This window comes from Actinomadura sp. 6K520 (genome assembly GCF_004349245.1).
Taxonomy (GTDB): domain Bacteria; phylum Actinomycetota; class Actinomycetes; order Streptosporangiales; family Streptosporangiaceae; genus Spirillospora.
In genome coordinates, this window is the sequence record NZ_SMLC01000045.1 from 42,003 (window position 1) to 48,277 (window position 6,275).

Sequence of the window (6,275 nt, forward strand, 5' to 3'; positions counted from 1 at the left end):
CCCTCGGACGGGGTCAGGCCGCGGCTCCCACCAGGCCGTGCGGGTCGAGGATGTACTTCTGCGCCGCGCCGCGGTCGAACTCGGCGTAGCCCTCGGGCGCCTCGTCGAGCGGGATGACCGACGCGTTGACGTTGGCGGCGATGCTCACCCGGTCCTTCAGGATCATCATCATCAGCTGCCGGTTGTACTTCATCACCGGGCACTGGCCGGTGACGAAGTAGTGCGACTTGGCCCAGCCGGTGCCGAAGCGCAGCCCGAGCTGCCCCACCTTGGCGTTCTCGTCCGGCGCACCCGGGTCGCCGGTGACGTAGAGACCGGGGATGCCGAGGCCGCCGGCGGCGCGGGTGATGTCCATCAGCGTGTTGAGGACGGTCGCGGGCTGCTCCCCCGCGGACCCTTCGGGGCCGTGGCCGCGCGCCTCGAACCCGACGCAGTCGACGGCCGCGTCCACCTCCGGGACGCCGAGGATCTGCTCGATCTGCTCGGGCACGCTGTCGTGCCGGGACAGGTCGATCGTCTCGCAGCCGAAGCCGCGGGCCTGCTCCAGCCGGCGCGCGTTCATGTCGCCGACGATGACGACGGCCGCACCGAGCAGCAGGCACGCGGTGGCGCAGGCGAGCCCGACCGGGCCCGCGCCCGCCACGTACACGGTGGACCCGGTGGTGACGCCCGCGGTGTAGGCGCCGTGGTAGCCGGTGGGGAGGATGTCCGACAGCATCGCGAGGTCGGGCAGCTTCGCCAGCACCGTGTCGCGGTCGGCGGGGAACTTGAGCAGGTTGAAGTCGGCGTACGGGACGACCGCGTACCGGGCCTGGCCGCCGTGCCAGCCGCCCATGTCGACGTACCCGTACGCGGCGCCGGGACGGTCCCGGTTGACGTTCTCGCACACGCCGGTGTGCCGCTCCTTGCAGTTGCGGCAGCGCCCGCACGCGATGTTGAAGGGGACGCTGACGAGGTCGCCCTTCCGGATGAACTCGACGTCCCTGCCGAGCTCCACCACCTCGCCGGTGATCTCGTGGCCGAGCGTGAGCCCGGCGGGTGCGGTCGTCCGGCCGCGCACCATGTGCTGGTCGGAGCCGCAGATGTTGGTGGCCAGGACCTTCAGGATGGCGCCGTGCTCCAGCTTGCGGCCGTCCTGCTCGGCCAGTACGAGTTCGGGGTAGTCCAGATCCTCGACCGTGACCTTGCCGGGTCCCTGGTAGACGACGCCTCGGTTGGTGTCCGCCACGACCTCTCCCTCCGCGTTGAGGTTCGGCTCGCCGGCGCCCCGGACGACGAAACGCGTTCATCGCCCCGCCCCCCGGGCGGCACGGGTGCCGCGATCGTACGTCCGGACGTATACCCCGTCTGTGGCTGTTAGTCCGTTTTCGCCGTGCCGGTTCGGGAGCCCAGATAGCGCAGGACGGCGAGGACGCGGCGGCTGTACCCGGACGTCCGCGACAGGTCGAGCTTGTCGAAGATCGCGTTGACGTGCTTCTCCACGGCGCTCTGCGAGATGTGCAGGTTCTTGCCGATCGACGCGTTGGTATGACCCTGCGCCATGTTGTCGAGGACGTCCCGTTCGCGGGGCGTGAGCCGCGCGAGGGGGTCGGCCCGCGCCCCGTGCGCGGCGAGCAGGCGGCGCACCACCTCCGGGTCGAACGCGGCGCCGCCCGCGCCGACCCGGTCGAGGGCGTCCAGGAACTCGTCCACCTGCGCGACCCGGTCCTTCAGCAGGTAGCCGACCCCGGCCGTGTCCGCGGTGATCAGCTCGGTCGCGTAGCGCCGCTCCACGTACTGCGACAGGACGAGGACGCCCACGTCCGGCCAGCGCCGCCTGATCTCCAGGGCGGCGCGCAGCCCCTCGTCGGTATGGGTGGGGGGCATCCGGACGTCGACGACCACGACGTCGGGCGGCCCGGCGGCCACCGCCGCCAGCAGCGCGCCGCCGTCGCCGACCGCCGCGGCCACCTCGTGCCCCTCCTCGGCGAGCAGCCGCACCAGGCCCTCGCGGAGCAGCGTCGAGTCCTCGGCCAGCATCACCCGCACGGCAGCTCCGCACTGATCACGGTCGGGCCGCCCCGCGGGCTGCGCACGGCGAACGTCCCGTCCAGCGCCGCCACCCTGCGGGCCAGCCCGGCCAGCCCGCCGCCGGCCGGGTCGGCTCCCCCGGTCCCGTCGTCTTCCACGCGCACGCGGATCATTCTCCCCGATCCGCTACCCGGCCCGGTCCCCGGCGCGGGCGGCGGCGCCGCGACGTCCACCAGCACCCGGGCGGCGCCGGAGTGCTTGGCCGCGTTGGTGACGGCCTCGCAGACGACGAAGTACGCGGCGGTCTCCACCGCGTGCGGCGGCCGGTCCCGCACGTCGTAGCCGATCGTCACGGGCAGCGGGGACCGCTCGGCGACCGTCTCCAGCGCCGCCCGCAGCCCCTCGCCGTCCAGCGCCGCCGGGTAGACGCGCCAGGCGACCTCGCGCAGGTCGTCAAGGGCACGCCGGGACTCCTCGTGCGCCTGCCTCAGCAGCTCGGCGGCCCGGTCGCCGTCGCCGGCGCGGCGCGCCCGGCCGATCAGCATGCCGAGCGCCACCAGCCGCTGCTGGACCCCGTCGTGCAGGTCCCGCTCGATGCGGCGGCGCTCGTCGTCCACCGCGTCCACCACCTGCGCCCGGGTCACCGACAGCTGCGCGATGCGGCGCTCGTACTCCTCCAGCGGGCTGGGGCCGAGCGTCCGCCTCGCCACGGCCTTCTCCAGCACCACGACCCCGGCGAGCCCCTGGACGGCCAGGAACAGCAGCACGAGCCCGGCGACGGCGGTGTAGAGGACGATCCACCAGCTCGGCGCGATGCCGTCCAGGTAATCGCCCGTGATCCACCAGCCCGCGGCCAGCCTGGCCCCGGCCGCCGCCCCGTAGCCGATCAGCAGCAGGATGATCCCGCCGAGGAGGCCGACCGGCACGCGGAGGACGAGGTAGGCCAGCGCCTTCAGCGGCCCGTACTCGGCGGCCCTGTCCTCGCCCAGGTACCTGCGCATCCGCCACCGCTCCAGCTCGGTCGCGGCCCGCGCGACGACCGCGACGACCGCCGGGGCCGTCCGCTGCCCCCGGGAGAAGGCGAGCGAGTACGCCATCAGGAGCGCCGCCAGGACCAGCAGGAACAGTTCCGCGCCGGCGGTGAGGGCGCCCAGCACCAGGCCCGCCAGGGCCCGCGCGGCGGCGCGCGGGCCGCGCACGTCAGGAAAAACGGCCACGCTCGTATTCTCTGGTGCCCGCCATTTCCCTGGTACCCGCCATCTCCCTGGTGCCCGCCGGGCGCTCCTCGTCGGCCGGCGGTGTGCCGCCGAGCTCCCGCCGGCCCCTGCTCTCCCGCCGGCCGCGCCGCGCCTTGCGGACGCGCACGGCGACGAACACCGCCACGGCCAGGACGAACGCCGCGAGCACGGCCTTGGAGTACATCCCCATGTACGTCTCGACCGTCTGCCAGTTGTCGCCGACCAGGTATCCGGCCAGAACGAACGCGGTGTTCCACAGGGCGCTGCCGAGCGTCGTGTAGAGCAGGAACTGCGTCATCCGCATGCGCTCCACCCCGGCCGGGACGGAGATCAGGCTGCGGAAGACCGGGATCATCCGGCCGAAGAACACCGCCTTGGTGCCGTGCCGGGCGAACCACGCCTCCGTCCGGTCCAGGTCGTCGAGCTTGAGCAGCGGCATCCGGTCCACGAGCTGGCGGACCCGGTCCCGCCCGATCACCGCCCCGATCCAGTAGAGGACCAGTGCCCCGGCGGCGCTCCCGAACGTCGTCCACAGCAGGGCGCCGGTCAGGCTCATCCCGCCCTGCGCGGCCGTGAACCCGGCCAGCGGGAGGATCAGCTCGCTCGGCAGCGGCGGGAAGAGGTTCTCCAGCGCGACCGCCAGTCCCGCGCCGGGCGAGCCGAGCTTCTCCATCAGGTCGGTGAGCCAGCCCGCGACGCCCCCATCGGGACCGCCCGCGGACGCCGCCGCCGAGTGCGTCATTTCGATCATGTCTGCAACGTTACGAATCGGCCCGTCCTCGTCACCATGGAGAAGACCGTCTACCCCGGCGGCCGCGTTCCACACCCCGGTCCTGTGGAGAACCGCACCCCCCGGGGCGGCCGGGATGGGGAAAGATCCTCCCTCGCCAGGTCGGACGGGCCTACGCTTGGAGGTCCCCGCTTCCCCCCGTGCGCAGTGCCGCCGCGGGCCCGAGCCAGGAAGGAGACGCCCGCGTGGCCGACGACCCCGACAAGGCGCCCCCCGGCATCGACCCCTCCACCCCGACCTTCGCGCGCGTCTACGACTACTTCCTCGGCGGCAAGGACAACTTCGCCGCCGACCGCGAGGTGGCCGACATGGTCCTGCAGCTCGTGCCGGAGGCCCCAGTGGTGGCCAAGGGCAACCGTGTCGCGATCGAGCGCGCGGTGACGTACATGGCCGCGGAACTCGGCATCGACCAGTTCGTCGACATCGGGTCGGGGCTGCCCACCGCGTCCAACGTGCACCAGTTCGCGCGTGCCGCGAACCCGCAGGCGCGGGTCGTCTACGTCGACAACGACCCGATCGTCCTGGCGCACGGGCGGGCGCTGCTCACCGAGACGGGCGTCGCGACGTTCATCCAGGGCGACCTGTACGAGCCGGAGAAGATCTTCACCGATCCGGCGCTGACCGGCCTGCTCGACCTGTCGCGCCCCGTGGGCGTGGTCCTGGCGGCGATCATCCACCACGTCCCGGACGACCGGGACCCTGCAGGGGTGGTCCAAGGGCTGCTGCCGTTCCTGGCGCCAGGCAGCCACGTCATGCTCACGCACCTGCACGACTCGGGCGACGACCCGCGCGTCGAGGAGGCCAAACGCATCCTGCAGGCGGGGCTGGGCGGGTCCTACTTCCGGCACTCCTCGGAGATCGAGCGGTTCATGGCGGGCCTCACCATCCTCGAACCGGGCGTGGCCCACGTCACCGAGTGGCGGCCGGACGGACCGGCGGGGCCGCTCGAGCACCCCCTCCACACCCAGATGGTGGCCGTCATGGGCCGCAAGGACTGACCGCGCCGATTCAGCGGAGAGTGAAACCCGCGCCCGCACGGCCGGGCACCCGGACCAGCCCCGGAACCCTGGAACCGCAGGCAGGCGGGCGGTTCCGGACACTGTCGGGCCTCGGTTTCGGACACCGGGGGGCACCTCATCCCGGTAAAGAATCTTTTAGAGCGACTTTTCGGTTAACAGCCTTTCTTGTAGCGTTCGCAGGGTTTTGTGAAGTGCATTCATGATCGGATTTCCCGCCAGCAAGATCATGTAAGGACGCCGCGATGCCCATGGCGACTGGCCTGGCCGCGGCCGCGCTCCTCGGCCTGCTGACGCTCCTGGCCACCGCGCGGCACGGCAGGCGCCGACACCGCCCGGAGAAGGAGCACCCCGAGTCCCTGACGGCCGTCCTGGGGCCGGGGGACGAGGAGTACCTCGCCTGGCTGGCCGACCACCACTGGCCGGGCGACGAGTACCTCGACCTGGAGTACGAGTGGCTCGAGGAACTGGATCTCCCCGATCCGGGCGCGCACTACGTGTCGCCGCTGTGCCCCCACTGCAACCTGCGCCGGGAGGACGTGTGGCCCTGCCCCTCGTGCGGGCGGCTCCTGCACTCGTCCTGCGGGCACGGGATGCGGCGCAGGCGGGTCGACCGGCCGTACCGCACCCACGGCGCCGACTCCGAGGCGGTCACCGGCGAGTGGGTGTGCACGGGCTGCACCTCCGTGGTCGGCCTGGACGTGGACCACGGTGACGAAACGGACGGACGCCTGCACTGAATGTGGCGAGTTGCCCGGTGTTGTCCGGCTTCACACGTACCGAACGGTAAAGAATTTCTCATTGACTTGCATATTTCGGACGAGCGGCGGCAGGCTGCAGCTATGCCCTAAATCACAGGGACGCCCTGGAGGAACTCCGTGACCGCTCAGCACCACTCGATCTGCACCCACGAGCCGGCCTGTCCGAAGCCGGACGCGCTCGACCGCGAGGCCGCGCGCACCGTCGCGCACCACCCGGAGCAGGGCTGGAGCCTGCTCTGCAACGGCATCGTCGTCTTCGACGACACCGGGGAGCTGCTGCCCGACGGCCGGGCCGTCGCCCCGCACCGCCACATCACCACCGCGTAGCCACCGGGTCCTCCGCACCCGCACGCCCGCGCCCCACCGCGAGGCGCCTCCCGCCCCTGCCGCACCCGGGACGCGGTGGCTCCCTTCTCCTGGCCGCGGCGGGCCTTCCTCCGCCCGCCGCGGCCAGGAGAAG

7 protein-coding genes are annotated in these 6,275 nt (G+C 72.5%); 3 read left to right on the forward strand and 4 right to left on the reverse strand.

Annotation, left to right across the window (positions count from 1 at the left end):
• Positions 1-13 precede the first annotated feature (13 nt).
• The 4 genes from fdhA to E1289_RS14870 all read right to left on the reverse strand — a co-directional run bounded on the left by fdhA (position 14) and on the right by E1289_RS14870 (position 3,999).
• On the reverse strand, positions 14-1,228 hold the full coding sequence (gene fdhA, locus E1289_RS14855; protein ID WP_131980378.1) for a formaldehyde dehydrogenase, glutathione-independent: 1,215 nt from the start codon (positions 1,226-1,228) through the stop codon (positions 14-16).
• A gap of 128 nt (positions 1,229-1,356) precedes the next feature.
• On the reverse strand, positions 1,357-2,028 hold the full coding sequence (locus E1289_RS14860; RefSeq protein ID WP_131980380.1) for a response regulator transcription factor: 672 nt from the start codon (positions 2,026-2,028) through the stop codon (positions 1,357-1,359).
• Positions 2,019-3,227 carry a histidine kinase gene (locus tag E1289_RS14865; RefSeq protein ID WP_243712832.1) on the reverse strand — a complete coding sequence of 403 codons (1,209 nt, stop codon included), beginning with the start codon at positions 3,225-3,227 and terminating at the stop codon, positions 2,019-2,021. The genes E1289_RS14860 and E1289_RS14865 overlap by 10 nt, the downstream gene beginning before the upstream one ends.
• Positions 3,211-3,999, reverse strand: a complete 789-nt coding sequence (locus tag E1289_RS14870; protein WP_131980382.1) for a DedA family protein — start codon at positions 3,997-3,999, stop codon at positions 3,211-3,213. The genes E1289_RS14865 and E1289_RS14870 overlap by 17 nt, the downstream gene beginning before the upstream one ends.
• A 224-nt stretch (positions 4,000-4,223) precedes the next feature.
• Here E1289_RS14870 and E1289_RS14875 point away from each other — a divergent pair, with 224 nt between their 5' ends.
• The 3 genes from E1289_RS14875 (at position 4,224) to E1289_RS14885 (ending at position 6,142) form a co-directional block, all read left to right on the forward strand.
• Positions 4,224-5,036, forward strand: coding sequence for an SAM-dependent methyltransferase (locus E1289_RS14875; RefSeq protein ID WP_131980384.1), 813 nt, complete (start codon positions 4,224-4,226; stop codon positions 5,034-5,036).
• A 263-nt stretch (positions 5,037-5,299) separates the two neighbouring features.
• Positions 5,300-5,794 (forward strand): hypothetical protein, encoded by a 495-nt coding sequence (locus tag E1289_RS14880; protein ID WP_243712833.1) that lies wholly within the window; start codon positions 5,300-5,302, stop codon positions 5,792-5,794.
• A gap of 159 nt (positions 5,795-5,953) precedes the next feature.
• Positions 5,954-6,142 (forward strand): DUF5999 family protein, encoded by a 189-nt coding sequence (locus tag E1289_RS14885; RefSeq protein ID WP_131980400.1) that lies wholly within the window; start codon positions 5,954-5,956, stop codon positions 6,140-6,142.
• Positions 6,143-6,275: the final 133 nt, after the last annotated feature.